Raw genomic sequence first — 25,544 nt, forward strand, 5'->3', positions numbered from 1 at the left:
TTCCCGTGACGTCTCTGGCAGGCCTCGACCTCGACGCCCTGGATCGCCATCTGCGTGCCGAGGGCATTGCCCGCAGCGGTGAGCTGCGCGCGGAGCTGATCTCCGGAGGCCGGTCCAATCTCACCTTCCTGATCACCGACGATGCGTCGAAGTGGGTGCTGCGGCGGCCGCCACTGCACGGGCTGACCCCGTCGGCTCACGACGTGGCTCGTGAATACCGGGTGGTGGCCGCGCTGGCCGACACCCCGGTGCCGGTGGCCCGCGCGGTGACGATGAGCAACGACGACTCGGTGCTGGGCGCCCCGTTCCAGATGGTCGAGAACGTCGACGGCCACGTCGTCCGCAGTGCTTCAGAGCTCGAAGCGCTCGGTGACGCGACGGTGATCAGCAACAGTGTCGATGCCCTGATTCGGGTACTGGCCGACTTGCACGCGGTAGATCCGGAGGCAGTCGGTCTCGGAGACTTCGGCAAGCCAGCCGGTTACCTGGAACGTCAGGTGCGACGGTGGGCTTCGCAGTGGGACCTGGTCCGGCTGCCCGACGACCCCCGCGACACCGACGTCAAACGACTGCACCAGGCGCTGGCCGAGTCGGTTCCTGCGCGGCACCGCAGCTCGATCGTGCACGGCGACTACCGCATCGACAACACCATTCTCGACACACAGGACCCGACCAAGGTTCTTGCGGTGCTCGACTGGGAACTGTCGACGCTCGGCGACCCGTTGTCCGACGCGGCGCTCATGTGCGTCTACCGGGACCCGATGTTCAATCTGATCCTGAGCATGCAAGCGGCGTGGAGTTCGCCGCTGATGCCGTCAGCCGATGATCTGGCCAACCGATATTCGGTGCAGTCGGGCCAGGAGCTGGCGCACTGGGACTTCTATATGGCGCTGGCCTACTTCAAGGTTGCCATCATCGCCGCGGGCATCGACTTCCGCCACCGTCAGGGTTCCGAGGCCCTGGGCAGCTCAAGCGTGGGCACGGCCGTTGCCCCGGCCATCGCGGCGGGGCTTGCCGCGATGCGCTGAGCGTCAGCTGCTCAGCGCGGCCTTCAGATTCTTCTTCGCGGTGCGGCGCAGCTGGAAGATCCGCGCAGTGCCCGCGGCGACCGTCAGCAAGCCGCCGCCCACCGCGGCGCCGAGGATGGCCACGCCCTTGGGCAGCGACCACCGCCAGCCGAGGAAGGCCAGCTCGACCGGGTCGGTGTTCTGCGCGATGAAGATCAACAGGACGATCAGAATCAGGAAGCCCACGATCAGCGCTGACCAAAGTGCACCCGCGCGGGTGAGCTTGGGTGCTGCCGGTGGCTGCGACTTGGGCGCATCCGGCGTCGGCGTGGGTTGGTCCGGTTGATCGGGCGATGCGGGCAGATCGCTGGTCATGGGTCCATCTTTGCCCGTATCGGCGGCAAAGCAAACAACCGGATGGTAAAGACGGGCAGCATGTCGGCCCTGCGGTTAGGGTCAGGAAAGCCGGCCGAGGTCATCGGATTCGGCTGCAGCCGTCGGAAGGACGTTCGCATGCAGCATCGAACCCTGGCAGTGCTCGCGGTTCTGCTCGCTCTGATAACACCCTTTTTCACCGCGTGCGGCAGTGCGAATCCGCTGGGCGGCGGACAGATCTCCGGTGACCTGAAGTCGATCGTCGTCGGGTCGGCAGACTTCACGGAATCGAAGATCATCGCCGAGATATATGCCCAGGCCCTGGAAGCCAACGGTTTTCAGGTCGGCAGGCAGTTCGGCATCGGCAGCCGGGAAACATACGTACCTGCGGTACAGGACCACTCGATCGATCTGATCCCCGAGTACACCGGGAACCTACTGCAGTACTTCGACAAGAACACCACCGCGACAACGTCCGACGCCGTACTGATCGGCCTGTTCAAGGCATTGCCCGGCGATTTGTCGATCCTGTATCCGGCGCCCGCCGAAGACAAGGACACCCTCGCGGTCAGCGCCGAGACCGCCCAGCGCTGGAACCTGAAGACCATTGCCGATCTGGCCGCACATTCGGCAGAGGTGAAAGTCGGCGCACCATCGGAGTTTCAGACGCGGCAGACCGGCCTGGTGGGCCTGAAGGACAAGTACGGGCTGGACATCGCGCCCGCCAATTTCGTCGCGATCAGCGACGGCGGTGGTCCCGCCACGGTGCAGGCGCTGACCAGCGGTGCCATCACGGCCGCCAATATTTTCAGCACCTCGCCTGCCATCGACCAGCACCACCTGGTGGTGCTGGAGGATCCGAAGAACACGTTCCTGGCCGCCAACGTCGTACCGCTGGTGGCCTCGCAGAAGATGTCCGATGAGCTCAAGACGGTGCTCGACGCGGTATCGGCCAAGCTCACCACCGAATCCCTCATCGCGCTGAATACCGCGGTCGAGGGCAACTCCGGGGTTGACCCGGACCAGGCGGCCGCAAAGTGGATCAAGGACAACGGATTCGACGAACCCGTGCAGGGCAGGTGAGCACCGATGATCACATTCACCGACGTCACCAAGCGGTATCCGGATGGCACAGTCGCGGTCGACACCCTCAATCTTGAGGTGCCGCAAGGCACCTTGACGGTGTTCGTCGGGCCGTCGGGCTGCGGTAAGACCACGTCGATGCGGATGATCAACCGAATGATCGAGCCCACCTCGGGCACCCTGACCGTCGACGGACGTGACGTCACCACAGTCGACCCGGTCAAGCTCCGGTTGGGCATGGGTTACGTCATCCAGAGCGGTGGGCTGATGCCACATCAGCGGGTGATCGACAACGTGGCGACGGTCCCGGTGCTGCAAGGTGAATCACGGCGTGCCGCACGTAAATCCGCCTACAGTGTGCTGGAGCGAGTGGGCTTGGACCCCAAGCTGGCCAACCGGTACCCGGCCCAGCTCTCCGGCGGCCAGCAGCAGCGTGTCGGGGTGGCCCGCGCATTGGCCGCTGACCCGCCGATCCTGTTGATGGATGAGCCGTTCTCGGCGGTCGACCCGGTGGTTCGGGAGGATCTGCAGACCGAAATCCTGCGTCTGCAAAACGAATTGCGCAAGACGATCGTGTTCGTCACGCACGACATCGACGAGGCTGTCAAGCTCGGGGACAAGGTCGCGGTGTTCGGCCGCGGTGGTGTGCTGCAGCAGTACGACGCCCCGGCACGCTTGCTGTCAAACCCGGCCAATGACCTGGTCGCCGGATTCGTCGGTGCCGACCGTGGTTATCGCGGGCTGCAGTTTCTGCACGCCACGGGGCTGCCGCTGCACGACATCTGGCATGTCGGCGAATCGGAGGTCGACACGCTCGAGCTCCGGCCCGGCGACTGGGTGCTGGTGACGCAGCCAGACGGGGTGCCCTACGCGTGGATCAATGCCGAAGGCGTCGAGGTACACCGCAGCGGAAAATCGCTGTACGACAGCACGATCGCGGGCGGGTCTCTGTTCCGGCCGGACGGTACCCTGCGGCTGGCTCTTGATGCGGCACTGTCCTCGCCGTCGGGTCTCGGGGTCGCGGTCGACGAGAATGAACAGGTCATCGGCGGCATACGGGCCGAGGATGTGCTGGCGGCCCTCGCCGATCAGCGGCAGATACCCGAATTGGGGTGCTGATGCGGTATCTGCTGACCCATCTCGACACGCTCTGGGCGTTGACCATCGTGCATCTGCGGTTGTCGCTGGTGCCGATTGTGTTGGGATTGCTGATCGCGGTGCCGTTGGGTGCAGTGGTGCAACGCACCACCACGCTGCGACGGTTGACCACTGTCATCGCCAGCATCATCTTCACCATTCCCTCGCTGGCGCTGTTCGTGGTGCTGCCGCTGATCATCCCGACCCGCATCCTGGACGAGGCCAATGTCATTGTGGCGCTGACTCTCTACACCACCGCCCTGCTGGTACGAGCGGTCCCCGAGGCGCTGGATGCGGTGCCTGAGCCGGTCCGGGACGCCGCCACCGCCGTCGGCTACCGGCCGCTGGTTCGGATGGTGAAAGTGGAACTGCCACTGTCGATTCCGGTTCTCATCGCCGGGATCAGAGTGGTCGCCGTGACCAACATCTCGATGGTGTCGGTGGGTTCGGTGATCGGTATCGGCGGGTTGGGCACCTGGTTCACCGAGGGCTATCAGGCCAACAAGAGCAGTCAGATCGTGGCAGGCATCATTGCGATCTTCGTGCTGGCCGTCGTGATCGATACCCTGATCATGCTTCTGGGCAAAGCCATCACGCCCTGGACCCGCACGTCCCGTACGCCTCGCGCCAAGGCGGCAGTATGAACTTCCTGCAGCAGGCGCTGAGCTACATCTTCACCGCGGCAAACTGGACCGGCCCGGCCGGGTTGGCCGTCCGCATCGTCGAACACCTTCAGTACACGGCCGTCGCGGTGGTGTTCTCGGTTCTGATCGCAGTCCCGGTCGGATTGCTCATCGGACATACCGGTCGCGGCACCTTCCTGGTGGTCACCGGGGTCAACGCGCTGCGGGCGCTGCCCACGCTCGGCGTGCTGCTGCTCGGGGTGCTGCTGTGGGGGCTGGGCCTGGTTCCGCCGACAGTGGCCCTGATGCTGCTGGGCATTCCACCGCTGCTGGCCGGCACCTATTCCGGCATCGCCAATGTGGACCGGGCAGTGGTGGATGCCGCGAGATCGATGGGGATGACCGAGTCCCGGGTGTTGTTGCGGGTCGAGGTCCCCAATGCGCTGCCGCTGATCCTGGGCGGGCTGCGTACCGCGACGCTTCAGGTCGTCGCGACTGCGACGGTGGCGGCCTATGCCAGTCTCGGCGGGCTGGGCCGGTATCTCATCGACGGGATCAAGGTGCGCCAGTTCCACATCGCCCTCGTGGGTGCGCTCATGGTGACGGCGCTGGCGTTGATCCTCGATGCCGCGCTGGCGTTTGCGGTGTGGTTGTCGATGCCGGGTACAGGGCGCTGGCGCCGGCTGCCTCAGCCGTTGATCGACGACGAGGTGGCACTCGAATCGCGGCCCTCTGCCGCATCGCGCGGGAGTTCCGGAGTCGGCCACGAAGCCAATGGTGCGTCGCATACGGTAGAAGAGTGAGTGAAGCGGTACACACAGACGAGCAGACGAGCGAGCCGGGGTCGGCCTGGCCGGCTGTCCTGACGTGGCGGGCGCGCGATGTACCCCGGATGGAGTCGGTACGTGTGCAGCTGTCGGGGAACCGCATCAAGGCCTACGGGCGAATAGTGGCTGCTGCCACCGCGTCTCACCCAGCGTTCTCGGCATCCTATGATCTGGTGACCGACGAGGCGGGGGCGACGAGACGGCTTTCGCTCACGGTGACCCTCGCCGAGCGGGAACGCCAGCTCTCGGTCGCCCGCGACGAAGAGAATATGTGGCTGGTCCAGGACCACAACCAGACCAAGCGATCAAGCTACGCCGGCGCGCTAGATGTCGACGTCGTTTTCAGCCCGTTCTTCAATGCGCTGCCGATTCGTCGGACGGGCCTCTACCTGAAGAACGAATCGGTGACGCTTCCGGTCGTCTATGTCCGCTTGCCCGAGCTGTCGGTCGAGGCCGCCACCATCAGCTACACCAGCGCGGAGACGGGCATCGAGCTGTCCTCGCCCGTGTCGCAGACGACCATTACCGTCGACCCGTACGGCTTTATTCTCGACTACCCAGGACTGGCAGAGCGGATCTGATCACCCCGCCGGCCCGGCCCGCGGCGGCCAGCTCGGTCCGCCAGTTCTCCGCGCCGACGACGGTGGTGACGATCTCGGGGCGGACGAAGTTGGCGTAGCGCATCCGGGCGGAATGGCCACCTTCGACCAGGTCGGCCAGCGAGCCCGTGGTGGCGAGGCTGTCCCGGGCCTGCTTGAGCACCTCGATGCCCTGCTCCAGAGCCGGAAGCAGCTGTGCGGCGTTGGCCTCGCACATGGCGCGCACCAGATCGGGCGCGGTCGCCGCAACGCGAGTGCCGTCCCGGAATGAACCGGCGGCCAGGGCAAACGCCAGCGGTACCTCAGCCGCGTTCAAGGCCAGTGTCTCGGCGAACAGATGGGGAAGATGGGAGATGGCGGCCGCCGCCGCGTCGTGCTCCTCGGAGCAGGCCGGGACCACCACGGCGTGACAATCCAGCGCCAGCTTGGTCACCTGCGTCCACACCTCGGCGTCGACGTGGTCGTCAACACTGACCACCCACGGCGCGCCGACGAACATCCCGGAGTTGCCCGCGGCCCAGCCCGAGTCCGCCGTGCCCGCCATCGGATGCCCGCCGACGAATCGGTTCAGCAGGCCGAACTTCTGAACCTGTTGCAGCACAGCACCTTTGACGCTGATCACATCGGTCAGCGGGCAGGTCGGGGCGATGTCGCGGATGTGGCCCAACATGAGCGGTAGGGCAGGCATGGGCACTGCGAGCACGATCAGCGCGTCGCGGTCGACGGCCCGGCGCAGGGTCTCGTTGAGATTGTCACTGGCGTCGAATCCGTCGAACCGGGCCGCCTGGACCACGTCGACCGAACGGTTGTAACCGAACACTTCGCGGCCCGCGGCCGCCGCTGCCCGCATCAGTGAGCCACCGATGAGTCCGAGTCCCACCACACATACGGGTGTGTTTGTCACCTACCAAGATTGGCACACTCCCCTGGGAGAGGTGGACGGTGATACCTGGTCAACATCGCTGGTCGGCGACTACCGTAGGCGTTCATGGGAGCACAGCGTGCGCCGGCGGATCTGCCCGACGGCTTCGGCGTAGCAGTTGTCCGCGAGAACGGCAAATGGCGATGTGCGTCGATGCGCCCGGCGTCACTGAACAGCCTGACCGCCGCGGAGACCGAGTTGCGGGAACTGCGCAGCTCGGGGTGCGTGTTCGGGCTGCTGGACATCGACGATGAGTTCTTCGTCATCGTGCGGCCTGCACCCGCTGGAACCCGGCTGCTGCTGTCGGATGCCACCGCGGCGCTGGATTACGACATCGCTGCCGAGGTGCTCGAGACGCTCGACGCCGAGATCGACGCCGATGATCTCGACGACGCCGATCCCTTCGAGGAAGGTGACCTGGGGCTGCTCTCCGATGTGGGGCTGCCCGAGGCCGTGCTCAGTGTCATTCTCGACGAGACGGACCTGTATGCCGACGAACAGCTCGGCCGCATCGCCAGAGAGATGGGCTTCGCCGACGAACTATCGGCGGTGCTCGATCGACTCAATCGGTGAATTCGTCTGACGAAACCCTGATCCGCGCTGCTCTGGACGCTGCCGGCATGGCCGGTCCCCGCGATGTGCCGATCGGTGCGGTCGTCTTTGCGGCCGACGGTACCGAGCTGGCCCGGGCCGCCAACGTCCGTGAGGCCACGGGTGACCCGGCCGGACATGCCGAGATCGTTGCGATGCGCGCGGCCGCGCAGGTGCTCGGTGACGGTTGGCGGCTGGAGGGCACCACCCTGGCCGTGACCGTCGAACCCTGCACGATGTGCGCGGGTGCGTTGGTATTGGCCCGGGTGGCGCGAGTGGTGTTCGGGGCCTGGGAACCCAAGACCGGAGCGGTCGGTTCGCTGTGGGACGTGGTGCGAGACCGTCGGCTCAACCATCGGCCGGACGTGGTGGGCGGGGTGCTGGCCGACGAGTGCGCGGGCCTGCTGGAGGAGTTTTTCGCGCGTCAACGGTGAGGACCTCGCCGAACGTGAACAAGATGGCGAGTTTTCGATCTTCGTCATCTTGTTCACACTCGCGGACGGATGATTAGGGTCAGCGGCCCACGTTCGGTAAGCTGCCACACGGTGGCGTGTCCGAGCGGCCTAAGGAGCACGCCTCGAAAGCGTGTGACGGGTAACCCCCGTCCGAGGGTTCAAATCCCTCCGCCACCGCCATAGCTCCCCTGCCGATTCATGCGGTCGGGGAGTTAATGTTTCCGGCTCCTCGGCCGGTGGGGCCCGGTTGTGGTTTTGGCCAAACCGCTTGGGCGATAACCATTTTCATGCCATTTGGCGTTCACCGGATGTGTCTAGGATCGAGCGATGCGGGCCCCTTCGCGCGGTTCGGTCCTCGTTTTCCCACTCTCATTCATGGCGAAGCGTTGAATGGGTCGCATGGAGTTGATGTCGCCGACCGATTCGATGTTTCTCATCGCCGAGACACGTGAGCACCCCTTCCATGTCGGTGGCCTGGCACTCTACGATCCGCCGGAGGGAGCGGGTCTCGAATTCGTGCGTGAATTACACGAGGAAATGCTCGCGCACAACGACTTTCAGCCGGTATTCCGTAAACACCCGGCAACCATCCTGGGCGGTATCGCCAACGTCGGGTGGACCTACGACAACGACGTCGACCTCGACTACCACCTGCGCCGCTCGGCGTTGCCGTCGCCGGGCCGCGTGCGTGACCTACTCGAGCTGACATCGCGGCTGCACGGCGGTCTGCTCGACCGGCACCGTCCGCTGTGGGAGGCCCACCTGATCGAGGGGTTGGCCGACGGCCGGTTCGCCGTCTACACCAAGCTGCACCACGCACTGATCGACGGGGTCTCGGCGCTCAAGCTGATCACGCGCACCCTGTCGGAAGATCCGAACGACACCGAGCTTCGGGTGCCATGGGATCTGCCGCGCAAGAAGCGGCCGCACCAGAGTCCGTCGCTGCTGCACGCCGTGACGGATGTGGCGGGTGCCGCGGTCGGGATCGCGCCGTCGACGGTCAAGTTGGCTCGCGCGGCGTTGCTGGAACAGCAACTCACGCTGCCGTTCGCCGCACCGAAGACGATGTTCAACGTGAAGATCGGCGGTGCTCGCCGCGTGGCGGCACAGTCGTGGCCGCTGGAGCGGTTCAAGCGGATCAAGGACGCCACGGGCGTAACCATCAACGACGTGGTGCTCGGTATGTGCGCCGGCGCGTTGCGCGCCTATCTGCTCGAGCAGGACGCGCTGCCGGACCGGCCGTTGATCGCGATGGTTCCGGTCAACTTACGTTCGGAGAACGAGGTCGATTCGGGTGGAAACCTCGTCGGCTCGATCCTGTGCAACCTCGCGACCGATCGTGACGACGCCGCAGAGCGGCTCACCGTCATCAGCGAGTCGATGCGCGGCAACAAGAAAATCTTCTCCGAACTGCCACGTGTGCAGGCACTTGCCCTGTCAGCGCTCATGATCGCACCGCTGGGGCTGGCCGCGGTGCCCGGCTTTGTCAAGGCCACCGCGCCGCCGTTCAACCTCGTCATCTCCAACGTGCCCGGGCCGCGACATCCGTTGTACTGGAAGGGTGCCCGGCTGGACGGCAACTATCCGCTCTCGATCGCGCTGGACGGGCAGGCGATGAACATCACCCTGGCCAACAATGCCGACAACCTCGACTTCGGCCTGGTCGGTTGCCGGCGCAGTGTGCCGCATCTGCAGCGGATACTCGGGCACCTGGAGGATTCGCTCAAGAGCTTGGAACTCGCGACCGGCGGGTGAGGCCACAAACCCACTAGCCGGTATTGGCCAGCGCCGGGCGCAGGAATTCCCCGGTGAGTGTGACCGCGGGGGTCGACGAGTCCCCGCCCACGATCAGCGTCGCGAACGCGATGTCGCCCACGATGCCGGCGAACCAACCGTGGGAATGGGTGTTGTCGCCGTATTCGGCCGTTCCGGTCTTGCCGCCGAGATCGGGGATGTCGCTGAGTTCGGCGGCGGTGCCTTCGGTCACCGTCTGGCGCATCATCGCGCGCAGCGCGTCAACGACGTCGGGTGATAACGGCACCGAGGGCTTGTCGGAGGTGGTCTTCTCGCCGTCGACCAGCATCGGCACGATGGTCGAACCATGCGCCAGGCTGGCCTCGGCGACCGCGAGGCCGAACGGGCTGACCGTGACGGTGCCCTGGCCGATACCGTTCTCCACCCGCTGTGCGGCGGTGTCGGCGTTGGGCACCTTCCCGGTGACGGTCGTCAGTCCCGGCACGGTGAAGTCCACACCGATGCCGAAGTCGCGCGCGGTGTTGGTCAGAGCGTCGGCGGGCAGCTTGTCGGCCAGCGCCGCCATGCTGGTGTTGCACGAATGCGCGAACGCCGAACTCAGTGGCACCGTCCCGAGATCGAAGTTGTCCTCGTTGGGGATGGTCCGGTTCTCGATGGTTACTTGCCCGGGGCAGGCGACCGGGGTCTGCGGCGTCACGAGGTTGGCCTTGAGCGCGGCAGCGGTGGTGATGGTCTTGAATGTCGAGCCCGGTGGGTAGAGCCCGGAAAACACGATCGCCCCTTGCGGATCGGCGGCCGCATTCTGTGCGGCGGCCAGGACGCCACCCGTCGAACTCGACAGGGCGATCAACACCGCAGGCCGGGATTCGGTCGCGACGGCGCGCTGGGCGAGCAACTGCAGCCGCATGTCCAGCGAGGTCTTCACCGGCTCGGTCGGGGCTGGCGGGGTGGAGATCAACCGTTGCGCCGGGGCGCCTTTGGCGTCGACCAGATAGACCGACCATCCCGCGGATCGGGTGATGCGGTCATGCCAGAGCGGTTCCAGCCCGCTGATCGCCGGGGAGTCCAGCTCCCGGTTGGCCGTGAGCAGCTCGCCCTGTTCGACGACGGTGACGCCAGGGATCGGAGTGAGTTGATCGCGGACCTTGGCCAAGTCGTCCTCACGCAGCTTGATCACGGTGACACGGTCGTCCTGCGTGGAGTTCAACTGTGCGGCAATGGAATCCGGTGTGATGGTGGGGTCGAACTGGGTGAGCAGCGCTGCCAGGGCGGCTGCCGATTCCGGATGGGTGCGGTCCAGGTTGATGACCCCGACGGTTTGCCAGTTCATCAACGGCTGACCGGTCCGGTCGAGCACGGGAGTCTGCAGCTCGCTGTCCTGGCTGTACTGAAAACTCAGACCGTCCTGCAGATCACGGTGCAACAACGCCGGCGACCAGGTGATGCGCCAGTTGTCGCCGGACTTGGCGGCCGATCCGGTGGTGTCATATCCGAAGTCGTGTCCCTCGCCCCAGGACCACTGGTATTTCAGGTCGAAACCGTTCTCCTGGCCCTCGGCGGGTGACGAGGCGACGGTCAGCTTGGCGTGCTCGCCCATGCCGTTGAACATCGCGGTGATCGTCTTTTCGGCCGTGGCCGGATCACTGGTCCGTTCCGCGGCCGCATGTGCATCCTTGCGTTGCAGGGCATCGGCGAAGGACGCGAAAACGTCAGCGGGCTTCGGTGCCGACGAGCAACTGACAACCCCCAGCAGCAGACCAAGCAGCGTGAGCACGCTCAGGACGCGCCGGCTCATGCCGGCACCAGCGCGCGGACCTGCTCGCTGAGGGCCACGCCGAGATCGTGATTGTTGGCCTCGGTGAAGTGAATACCGTCGACCCCCTGCGTGGTCAGTACCGAGCCGGCGTCGAAGAACGGGACTTTCATGAACGATGCGAGTGCACCGTAGACCGTCGCCAACTCGGCCGACTTGCGTTGTCCACCTTCGAAGATCAGCTGAAACCACGGATGCGGCATCGGTGCCAACGGTGGCGGCGCGACCATCAGCACCTGCGGCGCGGGATAGACCGTGCCCACCCCGCCGGCACTCGTGAGCACCTGGGTCACCAGCACCGACATGCCCAGCGCTATGTCCAGCGGCTCGCGCCGAAAGTACGCCTTGGTGTCATTGGTGCCCAACATGACGACGACCAGGTCGAGGGGAAGATGGGCAGCCAGGCAGGACGGCAGATACGCAGCACCGTTGAGCCGTGGATCGGTCGGGTCGTCGATGTTCGTGGTGCGGGCGCTGAGACCCTCCTCGATCACCTCGTAATCCGCGCCGAGCCGGTCGGCCAGCACCCCGGTCCAGCGGACGTGGCGCGGGAACCGTTCTGTGGGTACGCCGTCCGTGACGGGCACCCAGCCCCACGTCAGTGAGTCACCGAAACACAGAATTCGCTTGGCCACCATGGACCAAGCACATCACATACCGCCGACGTCGAGCTCGTCTTCGACGAGGGCTTCGGCGTGTCTTTCTGCGGTGCTATGGCGTCAGGGGCAGGTGATCTCCACTTCGTACGACTTGGTGACTGCTCCTGCCGTCGGATTGGCCATATCCATTCCGGTGGCATTTCCCTTGATGGTGTAGGTGTTTCCGTCCTTGGTGGCCTCGGCGCTACCACCGGGGACGCCGGGCGTGTAGCCGAGTGACACTCCGTCGATGTTGCCCAGCGCCAAGGCTGTGACAGTCGGCGAGTCACCGGGCGTCAGGGTCGCGCTGACCCCTGTCGGTGCCTGTCCGATGGCCAAGCTGACGGTGTTCGCAACCGTCGCACACACCACTGAACCCTCGACCTGATGGTCTTGGCCGTCGATGGTGACCCTGGCGGTACCCGTCCCTGTGGTGGCGGTGGCGCCGCCTCCCGGTGCCGACATTGTCGCCGTCGCCGAGGCCGTCGCCGACGAATCACCCGATTCCGATTTCTTCTCGCTCGACGAACAGCCCGACAATCCGGCGATGATGATCGCCGCGCCCCCGACGGTTACCACGAACCCACGTTTCATCACTGTTCTCCTCCAGGTATGCGGCCCGTCGACGGTGACGGACCATCCTGAGCAGTATGGGGTGAGCAGCCGGTGGTGGCGACGGATTGGCTGAATTGTCTAGCCCAGCATCGGCAAAGATCGCAGGCTCAGCATCATACAGACCTTGCTAAACCCTGACGAACGGTTCCGTGATTTACCCGAATTATCCTGTGCCCCAAACTATTCCGATGTCACCGAAGGTGACCGCCGCCTTCCTCAGGGGCAGGTGACGGCGATGTCGAACGGTGTGTCGACCGGAGGCTCGGTGCTGGCGGAGTTGGAGCCCATACCGCTGCCGGTCACCGTGTAGTTCTTGCCGTCGTGGGTAGCGACCACAGGCGTGCCGGACACGCCTTCGACGTAGGCCAGTGCCGGTCCGTCGGAACCGATATCGCCGATGCTCACCGACTTCACCGACGGTGTGTCACCGTCGGTGAGTTCGACAGTGGTGTGCAGGTGACCCTCGATGTTGATGGTGGTCAACCCGTCTTTGGTTTCGCAACCGATCCCGGTGAACGGGGCAGCATCGTTGGTGCCGAAGATCACCCGGACCTGATCGGACTGCGCGGGCGCCACCGGCGGCAGCATGGACGTCGAGGTTTCGTGGCCGGGCGCCGTCGGCCCGGGCGCCTGGGAACCACCCGGCGAACCCGAATTCTGCGACGAACACCCGACAATCCCGGCCAGTAACGTCGCGACTCCAGCGGCGACGACGAATCTGTGCTTCACGACAACCGAGTATGGTCGCGTGCGCCCCATGACGGAAGTCGGACGCGCATCCGGTTGAATACCTGCTTGTGGGCGAGCCGTACTTCACCGTGGAAGCTGAGCTGCCGGGCCGGCTCGGCAGGGTCGGGGTGATCCGCACTCCGCACGGCGACATCCGCACGCCGGCATTCATCGCCGTAGGCACCGCGGCCACCGTCAAGTCTGTTTTGCCGGAGACCATGAAACAGCTTGGCGCCCAGGCAATCCTGGCCAACGCCTACCATCTGTACCTGCAGCCCGGTCCGGACATCGTGGCCGAGGCAGGTGGGTTGGGCGCATTCATGAACTGGCCGGGCCCGACCTTCACCGACAGCGGAGGCTTCCAGGTGATGTCGCTGGGGGTTGGGTTCAAGAAAGTCCTGGCGATGGACACCGCCAGGTTGCAGACCGACGACATCATCGCCAAGGGCAAGGAGCGGCTCGCGGTCGTCGACGAGGACGGGGTTACCTTCCGGTCACACGTAGACGGCTCGAAGCATCGGTTCACGCCCGAGGTCTCGATCGGTATCCAGAACAAACTCGGCGCGGACATCATCTTCGCGTTCGACGAGCTCACCACGCTCGTCAACACCCGCGGCTACCAGGAAAGCTCGGTGCAGCGTACGCACGAGTGGGCGGTGCGGTGCCTGGCCGAGCACCACCGGCTGCAGGCCCGCTCACCCGAGCGGCCGCGGCAGGCGCTGTTCGGAGTGGTGCAGGGCGCCCAATATGAGGACTTACGGCGGCAGGCCGCGCGCGGGCTGACCGAGATTCGCACTGCCGACGGCCACGGGTTCGACGGCTACGGCATCGGCGGCGCGTTGGAGAAGCAGAACCTGGCCACGATCGTCGGCTGGGTCAGCAGCGAGCTGCCCGCCGACAAGCCGCGCCACCTGCTCGGGATCAGCGAACCCGACGACCTGTTCGATGCGGTGGCGGCCGGCGCGGACACCTTCGACTGTGTGTCGCCGTCACGAGTGGCCCGCAACGCGGCGGTCTACTCGGCTACCGGGCGGTTCAACATCACCGGCGCCCGGTACAAGCGGGATTTCACCCCGATCGACGCTGAATGTGACTGCTACACCTGCGCCAACTACTCCCGCGCCTACATCCGGCATCTGTTCAAGGCCAAGGAGATGTTGTCGGCGACGCTGTGCACGATCCACAACGAGCGATTTGTGATCCGGCTGGTCGACCAGATCCGGGCATCGATCGTGGCGGGTGAGTTCGATGAGCTGCGGACGCACGTTTTGGGGCGTTACTACGGCACCGGCACCCCGGTGCGGAAGTGACGCTGACCTGCCCTCTTTTTCAACGCGTGCACAATAAGTAGATGACGACCGTCGCAGAAGATCAGTTGCTCCTGCTGCAGTTGCTCGATCCCGCCAACCGAGCCGACCCGTACCCGTCATACCGGCGGATCCGCGAGCGCGGCCCGTTGCGGATACCCGAGGCCAACGTCGCGGTGTTCTCCACGTTCGCCGAGTGCGACGCGGTGCTGCGGCATCCGGCATCGTGCAGCGACCGCAGAAAGTCCACTGTGGCGCAACGCGCACCTGCATACGAGGACGGGGCTCGAGAACGTGGCCCCGCCAGCTTCCTGTTTCTCGACGCACCTGACCACACGCGGCTGCGTGGACTGGTCAGTAAGGCATTCGTGCCAAAGGTGGTCAACGCGCTCGAACCCGACATTCGGGCTCTGGTGGACGGTCTGCTCGACCAGGCCGAGGCCGGTGCCGGTTCGTTCGACGCGGTTGCCGAGCTGGCCTACCCGCTGCCGGTCGCGGTGATCTGCCGGCTATTGGGCGTACCGATCGAGGACGAGCCCAAGTTCCGGGAAGCGTCGGCACTGCTGGCCCAGGCGCTCGACCCGTTCCTGGCGATGACCGGCTCGGTGTCCGATCTGTTCGACCAGCAGATGGCCGCCGGTAGATGGCTCAGCGACTACCTGCGGGACCTGATCGCCCAACGGCGGCGGAAGCCGGGGGAGGATCTGATGTCGGCGCTCGTCCAGGTTGAGGAATCCGGTGACCAGCTCACCGAGGAGGAGATCATCGCCACCTGCGATCTACTGCTCATCGCCGGGCACGAGACGACGGTGAACCTGATCGCCAACGCGGTGCTGGCGATGCTGCGGCATCCGCGGCAGTGGACGGCCCTCGGCAGTGACGCCGCTCGGGTGTCGAGCGTGATCGAGGAGACCATGCGCTACGACCCTCCGGTGCAACTGGTCTCCCGAATTGCCGGGGAGGACATGACAATCGGCGATGTTCACCTTCCCAAGGGGGACACCATGCTGATGTTGCTGGCTGCCGCGCATCGCGACCCGGCCGTGTTCGAGCGGCCGGACGAGTTCGACCCGGACCGTGGCGGTATCCGCCATCTGGGGTTCGGCAAGGGGCCCCACTTCTGCCTGGGTGCGCCACTGGCCCGCCTCGAGGCTGCCGTGGCGCTGTCGGCCGTGACGGCACGGTTCCCGAATGCCCGTCTCAGTGGCGAGCCGGAGTACAAGCCGAACCTGACGTTGCGTGGCATGTCCACCCTTCCCGTCGCTGTCTAGGCGCCTGCATTTCGCCGAGCGTGCGTGTCTGTTGCCCGCCACGGCGCATTTGGCAGCAGTTTGCGCACGCTCAGTTGGGTCGATATATCCACGGATGACGCGGCAGCAGGGCCGGGTCGAATCGCTGCAGCATGCCCTCGACGTCGAGCGGGGGCCAGCCCAGTGACGCGCTGATCTGTGCCAGTGCACGGTCGACACCGATCTCAGCCAGGGCGACCGCGCCGTCCCGTTTGGCCAGCCGGGCCCCGTCTTCGTTGAGCACCAGCGGCACATGGGCATACGTCGGTTCGGGGTATCCCAGCAAGCGGGCCAGATAGGCCTGCCGCGGCGAGGAACTCAGCAGATCGTCGCCGCGGACCACCTGGTCGATACCCGTCGCCGCGTCGTCGACCACCACGGCGAGGTTATAGGCGGGGACGCCGTCGCCGCGACGCACGACGAAGTCGTCGACGATGCCGGTATAGGAGCTGTGCAGCAAGTCGGCGACGGTGCCGACGAAGGTGTCGGTGCGCAGCCGCAATGCCGGCGGGCGGTCGGACTCGGCCCGGCGCTGTGCGCGTTGCGTATCGGTCAGATCCCGGCATGTGCCCGGGTAGGCGCCCTGCGGAGCGTGCGGGGCTTGTGGTGCCTGCGCGATATCTTTTCTGCTGCAATAGCATTCGTAGAGCAGGCCGTCGTCCCGCAACTGTTCGATGACTGCGTCGTACCGCTCGCGGTGTCCGGTCTGCCACTCCACCGGGCCGTCCCACGTCAATCCGATCGCCGCCAAGTCGTCGACCTGGCGGGTGCCGATATCGCTGAACGTCCGGTCGTCGAGATCCTCGACCCGCAACAGGAACCGTCGTCCGGTCGACCGGGCGAACAGCCAGGCCAGCACGGCGGTGCGCAGATTGCCGATATGCAGGTCGGCCGACGGGCTCGGCGCGAACCGTCCGGCCGGGGTGAGGCTCACGCCCGCAATCTAGCTAATGACGGTCCCAGGGCGCCGTCCCACTCCCGGTCCCGGTCAGCCAGCGGCAGATCCTGAAATGCTGTCACAGACGTGGCGGTGGATGCCCGATGACGGCGACCGGTAAACGGGAGCGCTCAGTTCACGATGGTGTGCGAAGACCCGGCACGATATCGCTCAACTCGAAGTTCACCGGCCGGTCCAATTGCTCATAGGTGCACGAGCGTGGATCGCGGTCGGGCCGCCACCGGTTGAATTGCGCGGTGTGGCGGAATCGTTGATTTCTCCCCGTCGCTTCGCTCGCCCCAGGCCGGCCTTCCATGTGGTCGTAGCGCACCTCGACGACCCGTTCGGGTCGCAGTGGTACGAACGACAGATCCTTGCCGGCGTTCCAGCGTGAACCGCCGTACCGGCGCTGGGTTTCCTCGTCGAATTGCGCCGCCCAATTCCACGGATGGCCCTCGAACCCCGTGACCAGTGGCTGCAATTCGGTGAACAATGCCCGGCGTTTAGCCATCGGGAAGGCGCCGACGACGCCGACCGATGCCAGGGTGCCGTCGTCCTCATAGAGTCCGAGCAGCAGTGAGCCGATCGCGTCGGGGCCGGATTTGTGCAGGCGGTAGCCCGCCACCACGCAGTCGGCTGTGCGCTGATGCTTGACCTTGAACATCACCCGCTTGTCCGGTTGGTACGTGAGGTCCAGCGGTTTGGCGACCACCCCGTCGAGTCCGGCGCCCTCGAACTCGGCGAACCACCGCTGCGCGGTCGAGAGGTCGGTGGTCGCCGGGGTCAGGTGGATCGATGGTCCCGAGCCCGAGATTGTTTTGCTCCTCGCGTGCGCGCCCAGGGCGTCGATCAGGGCCGCCCGCCGCTCGGTGAACGGGCGTCCGGTGTAGTCTTCGTCGCCCAGAGCGAGCAGGTCGAACGCGATGAACGCGGCCGGTGTCTGCTCGGCGAGCATGCGCACGCGCGACGCGGCCGGGTGCAGCCGCAGCTGCAATGCTTCGAAGTCCAGGCCGTTGCCGGTGGGCAGGACGATCTCGCCGTCGATGACGCTGCGCAGCGGCAGTTCCGTCGTAGCGGCCGCCACCAGTTCGGGAAAATACCGCGTCAACGGGCGTTCGTTGCGGCTACCCCACTCGACCTCGTCGCCGTCACGGAAACAGATCGACCGGAAGCCGTCCCACTTGGGTTCATACGACATGCCGGCGGGGATCTCGGCGATCGATTTCGAGAGCATCGGGGAGACCGGCGGCATGACGGGCAGTTGCATCGCTTCATTCTCGCGGTCCCACCCACCGCCGGACCGCCACGATGACATTGCCCGGCTTCCCCGGTCTACGTGAGTATGGAACCTGTGGACCTACCCGTAGCGCCTCCGCTGAAACCCATGCTGGCCAAGGCGCAGGTCAACGTGCCCGATGAAGCCGGGGTGTGGTCGTACGAGCCCAAGTGGGACGGCTTTCGGGCGCTGGTCTTTCGTGACGGCGACGACGTGATGCTGCAGTCACGCAGTGGCAAAGACCTCGGCCGATACTTTCCCGAGCTGCTCGACGCGTTGCGCGACGAACTCGTCGACCGCTGTGTGCTGGACGGAGAAGTGGTGGTGCCGCGGGAGATCGATGCGGACGCGAGGAGCTGTGTCCGGTTGGATTGGGAGTCGCTGTCGCAGCGCATCCACCCGGCTGAATCCCGGATCCGCATGCTCGCCGAGCAGACACCCGCGCACTTCATCGGCTTCGACGCGCTCGCGACGGGCGAGAATTCCCTGCTCGACGAGCCGTTCCGGATCCGACGCGAAGCCCTGATCGACGCGGTCCATGAGAATCTTCCGCGCACGCGAGGAGCACGACAAGCCTCGTGTCACGTCACCCGCACCACCGAGGATCCTGCGCTGGGTACCCAGTGGCTCGAGACGTTCGAGGGCGCCGGGCTCGACGGTGTGATCGCCAAGAGGCTCGACCGGCCGTACCTGCCGGGCAAGCGGGAGATGGTGAAGGTCAAACATCACCGTGACGCCGACTGTGTGGCCATCGGTTACCGCATCCACAAGAGTGGGGAAGGTGTCGGGTCGATTCTGCTGGGCTTGTACCGCGATGACGGTGAGCTCCAAATGATCGGCGGTGCAGCGTCGTTCACCGCCAAAGACCGATTGAAACTGCTGGCCGATCTGGAACCGTTGCGGGAGGGCGACGAGATGCGTGAAGGTGATCCGAGCCGATGGAACTCGGCGGCCGACAAGCGCTGGATCCCGGTGCGGCCGGAGAAGGTGTGTGAGGTGGCGTATGACCAGATGGAGGGCCAGCGATTTCGGCATGCGGTGAAGTTCCTGCGCTGGCGGCCCGACCGGGAACCGGCCAGCTGCACCTTCGGCCAGCTCGACGTGCCGCTCAACTACGACCTCTACGACGTTCTGGAGACGAGCTAGTGGCAACGCCTGCAACCGAACTCGATGTCGAAGGCATCAAAGTCCGCTTCACCAACCCGGACAAGGTCTACTTCCCGAAGCTGGGTAAAGACGGCACCAAGGGCAAGTTGATGGATTATTACCTCAGTGTCGCCGACCGGATGGTGACGCTGCTGAAGGACCGCCCCACCCATCTGCAGCGATTTCCGGACGGTATCGAGGGTGAGGAGATCTACCAGAAGCGGGTTCCCCAGAAGCATCCCGACTATTTGCAGACCTGCCGCGTCACTTTTCCATCCGGTCGCACTGCCGACGCGCTCAAGGTGACCCACCCGGCGGCGATCATCTGGGCTGTCCAGATGGGCACCGTGACACTGCATCCGTGGCAGGTGCGTTGCCCCGACACCGAGCATCCCGACGAGCTGCGCATCGACCTGGACCCGCAGCCCGGCACCGGTTTCCACGAGGCCCGGACCATCGCCTGCGACGTACTCAAGCCGTTGCTCGACGAGCTCGGGCTGGTTGGCTATCCCAAAACGTCCGGTGGCCGGGGTGTGCACGTGTTCTTGCGGATCAAAACCGACTGGGACTTCATAGAAGTTCGCCGCGCCGGGATCGCGCTGGCCCGGGAAGTGGAACGCCGCGCACCCGATGCGGTGACCACGTCGTGGTGGAAGGAGGAGCGAGGCCGGCGGCTGTTCGTCGACTACAACCAGAATGCCCGTGACCGCACCTTCGCCTCGGCGTATTCGGCCCGCAAGACCCCGATCGCGACCGTGTCCACGCCGCTGAGCTGGGTCGAACTGCGTGACGCCGACCCTGATGACTACACCATCGCAACCGTGCCGGATTTCGTTGCCGGGCGCGATGATCCGTGGGCCGATATCGACTCCGAGAAGCAGTCGCTCACGCCGCTGCTGGACATGGTCGCCGCCGATGAGGAGTGCGGCCTGGGCGATCTGCCGTACCCACCCAACTATCCCAAGATGCCGGGCGAACCGCCGCGGGTCCAGCCGAGCAAGAAGGTCGCCGCACACTGGGACGACAAGGGCAACCGCCGCGAATAGCGCAGGCGCTCACCGCTTCAGGCGCTTCGTGCGCGGCTAGGGTCATGCCCTCCTGAAGCCATGGTTGCGCAGGACCGTGGCTCCTTTATAGCTGCTGACCGGCTGGTGCAACCCGTAGGGGACCGCGGAGATGAGGGTGACCGGAATCAGGTTGCCACTGGGCACCGGGTAGCTGCGGCGCTCACCCGGACGGGCTCCGAGAATCGCGGTGCCCAGCGGGGACTGCACCGAATACACTTCCATGTCACCGTATTCCGCGCCGCGGACGCCGAGTAGGAACTCCTCGGTGTCGCCGTCGTCGTAGCGCACGGTCAACACCATGCCAGGTTCTGCCACACCGTCGTCCGGCGGATCCTCGCCGACCACGCAGTTGAGCAGCAGGTCGTGGATGTGCTGGATGCGGGTCTGGCGGGCGCGTTGGACGGCGACGCTGTTCTCGTCGGAGTCGGTGGCCGCCTCGGTCGCGATCAGCTCGCGCAGCCTGGCCAGCTCGTGCTGCAGGCGGGAGTGTGCCTGCGGTGACATCCAAATACGTTGGCTGGTGGTCATTCTGGTTCCTCCTGATGATGAAGTGTGTTTGCCGTCAGGGGCGGGGCGGGACACCGCCCCTGACGACCCGGTCGCCCGCAGTGGGGCAGGATGCTGTGAACTCCTAACGCAGTGGGTTGAATTCGCGCAGGGCTTCGGGTTGCTTGCCGGTGGTGACGTATTCGGCCAGCAGCCGGCCGGTGACGGGCCCGTGTGCCAGCCCCCACATTCCGTGCCCGCCTGCGACGAAGATTCCATGTGCTACCTCGCCGATCAGCGGCCGGCCGTCAGGCGTGATCGGACGGCCGCCAACCCACACGTCGGTGCGTTCGTCCCAGCGGACGCCGTCGAGTAGCGGCGCGGCCGAGGCGACGATGGCCTCCATCCGTGCGGGCCGCGGCGGATCGTCGGGCGAACGGAATTCCATGGTTCCGGCGACCCGCAGCGCGCCCCGGTACGGCGTACACGCCACCCGGACGTCAGGCAGGTATATGGGTCCGGGAACCGGGCGGTCCACCGGGACCGTGAATGAGTAGCCGCGTCCGGCCCGCACCGGGGTACGGACCTTTGGGCCGGCCAGCCGTGACAACCACGCGCCGGTGGCGATCACCGCGGCGTCGGCAGTCAGGTCCGCGGCGCGCATCTGGACCCTGACGCGGGCGCCCGTGGGCCGCACGGCAGTGACCTCGCCGGTGCGGATAGTTCCGCCCCTGGCGACGACGGATTTTGCCAAGGCGTGCACGAGCCGGCCCGGATCCACGTAGCGCTGGCCTTCGACACTGATGCCTGTGGTGATCGCAGGTGACGCCAGTGGGACATGCTCGCGCAGCGTTTTCCCGGACAACCGGGTGATCGAGACGGTCTGACCGGCTGAAGCGAGCCCGCTCAGTTCGGCCAGCAGGTGCTCGGCCTGGCGCGGTGTTTCGAACAGCGCGGTGATGGGTCCGTCAGTGGTGGGCGCTTCCACGCCGTTGCTGGTCAGAACGTCGTAGGCCTCGATGCACTCCGCGTTGAGCGGCAGGTTCGCGCGGACCACCCGAGTCCACGACGAACGCCGGCAGTTGGCGACGAACCGCAGCAGAAACGACCACAGCCGGGGATCTGCCGTCAGAGGTATGTGCAGCGGCGCGGCCGGGTTGACCAGCGAGCGCAGTCCGTAACGCAGCACGCCCGGATCGTTGAGCGGGATCGTCAGGGCCGGCGAGACCCAGCCGGCGTTGCCCCAGGAGGCCCCCGCGGCCACCCCGGTGCGGTCCACCACGGTCACCTCGACGCCACGCTCTTGCAGGAACCACGCGGTGGACAGGCCGACGATGCCGGCACCCACGACGACAGCCGAACGCGGACCACCATCGATCCGTTCGACGCCCATCATGACGTCCACCTCCGCGGTCGAAGTTCACCCTGACATCACCCATGGTGGGGTCGGGGACCACGGCACTGTTTGCCCGATTTCGACAATCGGGCTATGGCGGATTGTCGGCTTCTGACAGGCCGTCGATGACGGCTAACTCGATCATCATTGCCAGTCGCTTACGAGCGTCGTCGAGGCCGAGATTGGTCACCTCGGCCATCTTGCGCAGCCGGTACCGCACGGTGTTCTCGTGCACGTCGAGCCGCTGCCCGGCATCGGTCAGATCGCCCTGAGCCTCCAGCCATGCCCGCAGGGTCTCGGTGTACCGGGTGGAGTGGGTCCGGTCGTGTTCGCGCAGCTCGGCGACCGGACCACGCTGCGGCGCCCGTCCCGACTGCGCGGCTGCCCGCAGCCGTTGCAGCAAGATGTCGTCCCAGGCTTCGTCGTACACCGGGGCCGGTCCGGTGCGCCGCACCTCGTGCAGGGCCAGGCACTCCTCGGCCTCGCGCCGGGCCGGTGCCAGTTCTGCCACGGTCGCCGGCCCGCTCACTCCGGCCAGCAGCGTCACCTGCGCGGGCAAGGCGGCCCGCAGTGCCGTCAGCCAACGGCCGGCGGCCTCGGCCTCGGCGCCGGGTAGCACGGTGTAGACGGTATTGCCCGCCAGCGCGCTGCGGCCCGGCCGGGACCAGCCGAAACCGGTGGTGGCCCGATCGAATGCGAGCAGCAGTGGGGCATGACGGTCGTCGGCAGTGTTCGCCCGCAGTGCGATCACGCGCAGCGGGGTCTGCGGTAGCGCGAGCCTGCTGGCGACCGTCGTCGCGTCGGCGGCGCCCTCGAGCAGTCGCAGCACCAATTCGGACTCCACCTGTCGTTCCAGGTCCGCACTGGCACGCGAGCGCAGCAGATGCATGGCCACCAGGCGGGCCCCATGGGCCAGCGCGGTACGTCGTCTCTCCGGCAGCGGCTCGGCGCAGGTCACCCACACCGAGCCCAGTAGTTCCCGGCCCGCTCGCGCGGCCACCACCATGCGTCCGGTCAGCCCGTACTCGGGGTCGCCCGCGACAAACATCGGCTCGTCCGATTCGGCCAGATGGCGGAAGACCCCGCGCGCTTCGAACAACGCCCGCAGTCGCTGCGGAGCCTCGCGGCTCAGGATCGTCTCGGCCCGCGCCGGGTCGGCGTGCTGCTGCATGCGCGAGTACGCCAGCACCGCCGAGCGCCGGCTTTCGATGGTCACCGAGCCGCCGACCGTATCGGCGAGACTGTCCGCGAGTGCGAACAAATCCGTCGGGCCACGGCCCGATTCGGTTTCCCGGCCCTCCAGCACGAGGCCGTACACCACGGCCGCCAGCTCACTCCAGGACACCTGCGGATCGACGGACATCACCGCGATGTCCTCGGGGTCGTCGGTAACGGGCTCATCGGTGTCTCGGACCAGGACCACCACGGCCTGGGCTGCTGTGGCCCAGGCGATCGCCTCGGTGGCACCGACGGCACCGACGGCGATCAGGACGTCACCGACCACCTGGCCGGGTTCGTGGATCACGACACTGCGCAGCTCGGTCGACCGCGGCGTGGAGCAGTACCGCAGATGGACGCCGTAGCCGCCCAGGACGTTGATCAGCCGGTCGAGTGTGATCACTCCGTCGAGCGTAGTTACGGCCCGGCGGTCAGCGTGGCCTTGCCGTTGTGCTGGGCACCTGAGGGGTCCAGCCAGGTGAGATCGATGACGTCACCCGGATAGTGCCGGTCCAGGACCAGGGTCAGGGTCCGCGCCGAATCCAGGGACGTTCCGTCGATCGTGGTCAGCAGGTCGCCCGGCGCCAGGCCCGCGGCCTCGGCCGGGCCCCCGCGCATGACGTCCCGGATGATCACGCCGCCGCCGCGTCTGGGCGTGCTGCCTACCCCGACGCCGAGCATGGTCGGAGCCCCGATGTGCACGGAGCCCGACGGGGTGCGGGAGCGGATCTGCCCGGCGACGGCCATCGCCTCGTTGATGGGGATCGCGAAGCCCTTGCCGCCCGGGCCCATCCGAAAGTTCACCGACGCCGCGGTCGTCATACCGACGACCTGGCCGGCACCGTTGATGACCGGACCACCAGAATCACCGGCCCGCACAGGTGCGGCGAACTCGAACAGCCCGGTGATCTCGTCGCTGCTCCCGGTCAACTCGTCCTCGGCGTTGACCGTACGGCCGAATGCGGTGACCGTGCCGACCTCCTGGGTCAGCGGGGCGTCACTGCCCTGCGCATTGCCGAGAGCGACCACGGGGTCGCCTGGTGCCAGTGCGTTGGAATCACCGATCGTTGCCGTCGGCAGACCATCCGCGCCATGCAGCTGCAGCAGAGCAACATCGTGCTCACGGTCGTAACCGATCAGATCGGCGGGGTAGGACCGGCCATTGACCGTGGCGCTGACGGCGTTGGCGCCCTGCACCACGTGGTAGTTGGTCAGCACCTCGCCGTCGGGGGACAACACGATGCCGGTTCCGATGCCGTACGCCTGTTGGTAGTCGACCCTGGTGTCGACCCGGGCCACGGCCGGTTGCACCACAGAGACGGCGGATAGGGGATCGCCCGGCGCGGCTGTTGCCGGTACCAGGGGCGTCACCAATGCCAAGGCGGTAAGGACCGCCAGGATTACCGACGTGGAACGGCGTGACCGCAGTTTGCCCATGGATATATCTTCGCCCGCATGGGCACCGGTGTCGACGCGCGGGGTTTCAGTCCTCGACGGCGACGTTGTCGCGGGAGTGCCGGCGCAGACGCGAGAACCCGCTCTTGTTCGTCGGCCGCCGGTTGCGCAGTTTGCCCTTCTGACGTGCGACGTCATCCTCCGGGGAGTCCTCTTGTGAGGCCGTGATCGGCTCCGGCGTCGAAGCGTCGCTCGGCTCCGCTTCGATGACCGAGACTTCGGGCTCCTCCGCTGTGGATTCCGTGACCTCGGAGTCTTCGGATTCGTCGACGTCGGTCGGTGCTTCCGTTTCCGCAGAATCCTCGGCCACATCGGCCTCAGTCTTGTGGCTGCCCCGCTTCTGCTTGGTCTTGAGCGGTTTGGGCGGAGGCGGTGGCAATTCGGCGAGAAACGCCAGATAGAAGCCGAGGATGCCGAGCAGTGCGATCGACGCGGCCGCGCCGTAGATACCGAACAACCACTGGCCGGCGGCGTCCAGGGAGAGCCAGATCTCGGAGACCGCGGCGCCGACGATGAGCAGACCGGCCAGCACGTGGAACACGACGGCCGAGGTCCGCAGCCGCAACGCCAGCTGTGGGGTGCCGTACTCGGGGCGTCGCGTGCGCTGCAGCGTAAAGAACACCGGCAGCGCGGCCAGTGCGATCAGAACCCCGGTGGTGATCCGGAGCACCAGGCCGAGCATGGGCGAGGTCTCGCCCATGAGTTCGGGCCAGCGCGGGAGGACGAAGAAGAAGTAAAGGCCGGCAGCGATGACCGAGAACGACGCATGCCAGGTCACCGCGGCGGTGCGGCCCATAC

Annotated in this window: 26 protein-coding genes and 1 tRNA gene; 14 read left to right on the plus strand and 13 right to left on the minus strand. The window is 66.2% G+C overall.

What is annotated here, in order from left to right; all coding sequences use genetic code 11:
• Positions 1-5 precede the first annotated feature (5 nt).
• Positions 6-1,028 carry a phosphotransferase family protein gene (locus B133_RS0119170; RefSeq protein WP_018603353.1) on the plus strand — a complete coding sequence of 341 codons (1,023 nt, stop codon included), beginning with the start codon at positions 6-8 and terminating at the stop codon, positions 1,026-1,028.
• A 3-nt stretch (positions 1,029-1,031) separates the two neighbouring features.
• On the opposite strand, the gene B133_RS0119175 is transcribed toward B133_RS0119170, so the two are convergent.
• Positions 1,032-1,382 carry a lipopolysaccharide assembly LapA domain-containing protein gene (locus tag B133_RS0119175; protein WP_018603355.1) on the minus strand — a complete coding sequence of 117 codons (351 nt, stop codon included), beginning with the start codon at positions 1,380-1,382 and terminating at the stop codon, positions 1,032-1,034.
• A 138-nt stretch (positions 1,383-1,520) separates the two neighbouring features.
• On the opposite strand from B133_RS0119175, the gene B133_RS0119180 reads away from it, so the two are divergent.
• The 5 genes from B133_RS0119180 to B133_RS0119200 are packed head-to-tail and all read left to right on the plus strand — an operon-like array spanning position 1,521 to position 5,633.
• Positions 1,521-2,465, plus strand: a complete 945-nt coding sequence (locus B133_RS0119180) for an ABC transporter substrate-binding protein (protein WP_026256634.1) — start codon at positions 1,521-1,523, stop codon at positions 2,463-2,465.
• 6 nt (positions 2,466-2,471) lie between these two features.
• Complete coding sequence (locus tag B133_RS0119185) at positions 2,472-3,584, plus strand: ABC transporter ATP-binding protein (RefSeq protein ID WP_018603359.1); 1,113 nt, start codon at positions 2,472-2,474, stop codon at positions 3,582-3,584.
• On the plus strand, positions 3,584-4,246 hold the full coding sequence (locus B133_RS0119190; protein WP_026256635.1) for an ABC transporter permease: 663 nt from the start codon (positions 3,584-3,586) through the stop codon (positions 4,244-4,246). Before B133_RS0119185 ends, B133_RS0119190 begins: the two co-directional genes overlap by 1 nt.
• Positions 4,243-5,028 (plus strand): ABC transporter permease, encoded by a 786-nt coding sequence (locus tag B133_RS0119195; RefSeq protein ID WP_018603363.1) that lies wholly within the window; start codon positions 4,243-4,245, stop codon positions 5,026-5,028. The genes B133_RS0119190 and B133_RS0119195 overlap by 4 nt, the downstream gene beginning before the upstream one ends.
• Positions 5,025-5,633 carry a putative glycolipid-binding domain-containing protein gene (locus tag B133_RS0119200; protein WP_018603365.1) on the plus strand — a complete coding sequence of 203 codons (609 nt, stop codon included), beginning with the start codon at positions 5,025-5,027 and terminating at the stop codon, positions 5,631-5,633. Before B133_RS0119195 ends, B133_RS0119200 begins: the two co-directional genes overlap by 4 nt.
• Here B133_RS0119200 and B133_RS0119205 read toward each other — a convergent pair.
• A complete protein-coding gene (locus B133_RS0119205) occupies positions 5,596-6,555 on the minus strand; it encodes a prephenate dehydrogenase (RefSeq protein WP_026256636.1) in 960 nt (319 codons plus the stop codon). The genes B133_RS0119200 and B133_RS0119205 overlap by 38 nt on opposite strands.
• An 84-nt stretch (positions 6,556-6,639) precedes the next feature.
• Between B133_RS0119205 and B133_RS0119210 the strand changes: the two genes are divergently transcribed.
• From B133_RS0119210 to B133_RS0119225, 4 genes are all read left to right on the plus strand, one after another.
• Positions 6,640-7,146 (plus strand): tRNA adenosine deaminase-associated protein, encoded by a 507-nt coding sequence (locus B133_RS0119210; RefSeq protein ID WP_018603367.1) that lies wholly within the window; start codon positions 6,640-6,642, stop codon positions 7,144-7,146.
• Positions 7,143-7,598 carry a nucleoside deaminase gene (locus tag B133_RS0119215; protein ID WP_018603368.1) on the plus strand — a complete coding sequence of 152 codons (456 nt, stop codon included), beginning with the start codon at positions 7,143-7,145 and terminating at the stop codon, positions 7,596-7,598. Before B133_RS0119210 ends, B133_RS0119215 begins: the two co-directional genes overlap by 4 nt.
• Before the next feature lie 110 nt (positions 7,599-7,708).
• Positions 7,709-7,799: transfer RNA gene (locus B133_RS0119220), tRNA-Ser, on the plus strand.
• A gap of 219 nt (positions 7,800-8,018) precedes the next feature.
• Complete coding sequence (locus tag B133_RS0119225; protein WP_018603369.1) at positions 8,019-9,374, plus strand: wax ester/triacylglycerol synthase family O-acyltransferase; 1,356 nt, start codon at positions 8,019-8,021, stop codon at positions 9,372-9,374.
• Positions 9,375-9,387: 13 nt separating this feature from the next.
• Here the strand turns inward: B133_RS0119225 and B133_RS0119230 are convergent, their stop codons facing one another.
• The 4 genes from B133_RS0119230 to B133_RS0119245 form a co-directional block, all read right to left on the minus strand.
• A complete protein-coding gene (locus tag B133_RS0119230) occupies positions 9,388-11,169 on the minus strand; it encodes a penicillin-binding transpeptidase domain-containing protein (protein WP_018603370.1) in 1,782 nt (593 codons plus the stop codon).
• Positions 11,166-11,825 carry an SGNH/GDSL hydrolase family protein gene (locus B133_RS0119235; RefSeq protein WP_018603371.1) on the minus strand — a complete coding sequence of 220 codons (660 nt, stop codon included), beginning with the start codon at positions 11,823-11,825 and terminating at the stop codon, positions 11,166-11,168. The genes B133_RS0119230 and B133_RS0119235 overlap by 4 nt, the downstream gene beginning before the upstream one ends.
• A gap of 81 nt (positions 11,826-11,906) precedes the next feature.
• On the minus strand, positions 11,907-12,419 hold the full coding sequence (locus tag B133_RS0119240; protein WP_018603372.1) for a lipoprotein LpqH: 513 nt from the start codon (positions 12,417-12,419) through the stop codon (positions 11,907-11,909).
• A 237-nt stretch (positions 12,420-12,656) separates the two neighbouring features.
• Entirely contained in the window at positions 12,657-13,169 is a 513-nt protein-coding gene (locus B133_RS0119245; protein ID WP_026256637.1) for a lipoprotein LpqH, read from the minus strand.
• Between the two features lie 68 nt (positions 13,170-13,237).
• On the opposite strand from B133_RS0119245, the gene tgt reads away from it, so the two are divergent.
• Positions 13,238-14,479 (plus strand): tRNA guanosine(34) transglycosylase Tgt, encoded by a 1,242-nt coding sequence (gene tgt, locus B133_RS0119250; protein ID WP_018603375.1) that lies wholly within the window; start codon positions 13,238-13,240, stop codon positions 14,477-14,479.
• Between the two features lie 41 nt (positions 14,480-14,520).
• Complete coding sequence (locus B133_RS0119255) at positions 14,521-15,747, plus strand: cytochrome P450 (protein ID WP_018603376.1); 1,227 nt, start codon at positions 14,521-14,523, stop codon at positions 15,745-15,747.
• 70 nt (positions 15,748-15,817) lie between these two features.
• Here B133_RS0119255 and gluQRS read toward each other — a convergent pair whose 3' ends face one another.
• Positions 15,818-16,699, minus strand: coding sequence for a tRNA glutamyl-Q(34) synthetase GluQRS (gluQRS, locus tag B133_RS0119260; protein ID WP_018603377.1), 882 nt, complete (start codon positions 16,697-16,699; stop codon positions 15,818-15,820).
• 139 nt (positions 16,700-16,838) lie between these two features.
• Positions 16,839-17,969, minus strand: a complete 1,131-nt coding sequence (locus tag B133_RS0119265; protein WP_026256638.1) for an ATP-dependent DNA ligase — start codon at positions 17,967-17,969, stop codon at positions 16,839-16,841.
• Between the two features lie 75 nt (positions 17,970-18,044).
• On the opposite strand from B133_RS0119265, the gene B133_RS0119270 reads away from it, so the two are divergent.
• Positions 18,045-19,124 (plus strand): ATP-dependent DNA ligase, encoded by a 1,080-nt coding sequence (locus B133_RS0119270; protein ID WP_026256639.1) that lies wholly within the window; start codon positions 18,045-18,047, stop codon positions 19,122-19,124.
• On the plus strand, positions 19,124-20,170 hold the full coding sequence (gene ligD / locus B133_RS0119275) for a non-homologous end-joining DNA ligase (protein ID WP_018603380.1): 1,047 nt from the start codon (positions 19,124-19,126) through the stop codon (positions 20,168-20,170). The genes B133_RS0119270 and ligD overlap by 1 nt, the downstream gene beginning before the upstream one ends.
• 42 nt (positions 20,171-20,212) lie before the next feature.
• Here the strand turns inward: ligD and B133_RS0119280 are convergent, their stop codons facing one another.
• The 5 genes from B133_RS0119280 to B133_RS0119300 all read right to left on the minus strand — a co-directional run bounded on the left by B133_RS0119280 (position 20,213) and on the right by B133_RS0119300 (position 25,542).
• A complete protein-coding gene (locus B133_RS0119280; RefSeq protein WP_051088070.1) occupies positions 20,213-20,719 on the minus strand; it encodes a GreA/GreB family elongation factor in 507 nt (168 codons plus the stop codon).
• Positions 20,720-20,822: 103 nt separating this feature from the next.
• A complete protein-coding gene (locus B133_RS0119285; protein ID WP_026256640.1) occupies positions 20,823-22,073 on the minus strand; it encodes an FAD-binding oxidoreductase in 1,251 nt (416 codons plus the stop codon).
• A 91-nt stretch (positions 22,074-22,164) separates the two neighbouring features.
• Complete coding sequence (locus B133_RS0119290) at positions 22,165-23,694, minus strand: CdaR family transcriptional regulator (RefSeq protein ID WP_018603383.1); 1,530 nt, start codon at positions 23,692-23,694, stop codon at positions 22,165-22,167.
• 14 nt (positions 23,695-23,708) lie between these two features.
• The gene (locus tag B133_RS0119295) at positions 23,709-24,728 is read right to left on the minus strand and encodes a S1C family serine protease (protein ID WP_018603384.1); all 1,020 of its coding nucleotides are present in this window, start codon (positions 24,726-24,728) and stop codon (positions 23,709-23,711) included.
• Positions 24,729-24,774: 46 nt separating this feature from the next.
• Positions 24,775-25,542 carry a hypothetical protein gene (locus B133_RS0119300; RefSeq protein WP_026256641.1) on the minus strand — a complete coding sequence of 256 codons (768 nt, stop codon included), beginning with the start codon at positions 25,540-25,542 and terminating at the stop codon, positions 24,775-24,777.
• Positions 25,543-25,544 lie beyond the last annotated feature (2 nt).

Source organism: Mycobacterium sp. 155, from assembly GCF_000373905.1.
In the GTDB taxonomy this organism is placed as follows: Bacteria; Actinomycetota; Actinomycetes; order Mycobacteriales; family Mycobacteriaceae; genus Mycobacterium.